Here is a 2168-nt window from a genome sequence, read left to right as displayed (position 1 = left end):
AGACGAGACCCATGAACATCATCGCAGAACTGGAACGCGAGCAGATCGCTGCCATTGAGGCCAAGCGCGTGCTGCCGACCTTCGCTCCCGGCGACACCGTGAAGGTGAACGTGCGCGTGACCGAAGGCACCCGCACCCGCGTGCAGGCCTATGAAGGCGTGTGCATCGCCCGTTCGGGCGGCGGCCTCAACGAGAGCTTCACCGTCCGCAAGATCTCCTACGGCGAGGGCGTGGAGCGCGTGTTCCCCGTCTACTCCCCGATCATCGAGTCGGTGGACGTGGTGCGCCGCGGCAAGGTGCGCCGCGCGAAGCTCTATTACCTGCGCGGCCTGACCGGCAAGGCGGCCCGCATCGTGGAGAAGAAGGAAGTCCGCAAGCCGGCCGTCGCGGCCGAGTGAGGGCTTCCGGCGCCGCGGCCGCAAGGGCCGGGGACTGCCGCGCCTTGATCCGACACTTCGTGAAGGCCGGTCCGCAAAGCGACCGGCCTTTGCCTTTTCTGGGCGCCTGCCGGGCTGGCCGGGGGCGCCTTTCGCTTTTTCTGCGTCTGCGGCCGGCCGTGTCCGCGGGCGTTGCCCGCCTCTCCGGAGGCCGCTCTCCCCGGGCACCGGCCCCGCCCTGAGCCCGGCCCCGTGGCGGAGACCGCTCCGGAGCCTGTGCCGCGTGCCCGTGCCCAGTGCCCGTGCCCCCCTGCCTTCGAGGCTTCCGACCGTGTTACGCCCCGGTACCCTTGCCTTCACCGCCATGCTGGCCGGCCTTTCCGCCATAAGCCCGGTGGCGACCGACATCTATCTGCCGTCGCTGCCGGCCATCGCCGCGGACTATCGCAGCGATCCGGCCACCGTGCAGATCACGCTGTCGGCGTTCATGTTCGGCTATGCGGTGGCCATGCCGGTGTTCGGCCCGCTCGCCGACCGCTTCGGGCGCCGGCCGGTGCTGCTGGCCTCGCTGGCGGTGTTCGTGGTCACCTGCTTTCTCGCCCCGCTGTCGCCCACCATCGGCACGCTGATCGCGGTGCGCTTTCTGCAGGCGCTGGGGGCGGCCGGCCCGGTGGTGCTGTCGCGCTCCATCGTGCGCGATGTGTTTTCCGGCCAGCGGGCGGTGCGGGAACTGGCGCGCATGGGGTCCATCGCCGGTCTGGTGCCGGCGCTGGCCCCCACCGTCGGCGGTGTGCTCGGCAGCCTGTTCGGCTGGCCGGCCTCATTTTATGCCATGGGGGTGCTCGCCGCGCTGATCTGGGTGGCGGCGCTGGTCAGCCTGCCGGAAACCGTGCCGCAGAAGGCCCCGGCGGTGTCGCTGACGCTGGCCTTCGCCTCGTTCGGGGTGTGCCTGCGCGCGCTGCCGTTCCGCGTCTATACCGCCATCTGCTGCCTGTGCTTCGCCGGGCTGTTCGCCTACATCTCCGGTGCCTCGTTCGTGCTGCAGGCCCATTACGGGCTGACCCCGACGCTGTTCGGCGTTGCCTTTGCGGCAACGGCGCTGTCGTTCGTTGCCGGCACGTTCCTCGGCACGCGGCTGTCGGGGCGATTCGGGCTGGTGCGGGGCCTTGGATTCGGCACCGCGCTCAATGCGGCGGGCGGGCTGCTGATTCTCGCCGGCGCGCTGTTCGGGCCCGGCCATCCGCTGGAGATCCTGATTCCGATGATGATCTACATGGTCGGCGTCGGCATCGGCATGCCGCAGGGCACGGCGGGGGCCATCATGCCCTTTCCGGAGCGGGCAGGGGCGGCGTCGTCGCTGCTCGGCGTGCTGCAGATGGGGTCCGGCGCGCTTTCCGGCCTTGTCGCCGGCCACCTGCTGGCCGAGTCGGTGTGGCCGTTCGCCGTCGTCATCGCGGTGTGCGGCGTGGCGGCGCTGGTGGTGGATCTGGCCACCCGGCCGGCCCGCCGCCGCCTGGCCGCACGCTGAAAGACGCCCGGAAACCGCCGATTCGCGGCCGCTTTCGCCCCGCACACGCTTGACGCGGCGGCAGGGCGCCCGTATAGGAACCCGACCTCCGATCAGGGACCGACTGCGCGTGTGCTTCTGCGCCGGGCTTGGCCAGAGCCGGTGTCGTTGCTGTGGCCGAAAGCCGGAGCCGTGCACCAGTCGCGGTCAGGGTTGACCCTGGAACAACCAATTGCAGGCGCAGTGCCGTCTCCCTTGCCGGAGCATCGCCCGCCGCCGATGAA

General features: G+C 70.8%; 1 protein-coding gene and 1 pseudogene. Both read left to right on the top strand.

Features of this window, described 5'->3' with window-relative positions:
• Positions 1–11 precede the first annotated feature (11 nt).
• A pseudogene (gene rplS / locus V7067_RS17540) lies at positions 12–377 on the top strand (50S ribosomal protein L19); the annotation flags it as partial.
• Between the two features lie 331 nt (positions 378–708).
• Positions 709–1905 carry a multidrug effflux MFS transporter gene (locus V7067_RS17535; protein ID WP_334177171.1) on the top strand — a complete coding sequence of 399 codons (1197 nt, stop codon included), beginning with the start codon at positions 709–711 and terminating at the stop codon, positions 1903–1905.
• Positions 1906–2168: the final 263 nt, after the last annotated feature.

The organism is Pseudoxanthobacter sp., assembly GCF_036822375.1.
Lineage (GTDB): Bacteria > Pseudomonadota > Alphaproteobacteria > Rhizobiales > Segnochrobactraceae > Pseudoxanthobacter.
This window is presented reverse-complemented; position numbering and strand designations above follow the sequence as displayed.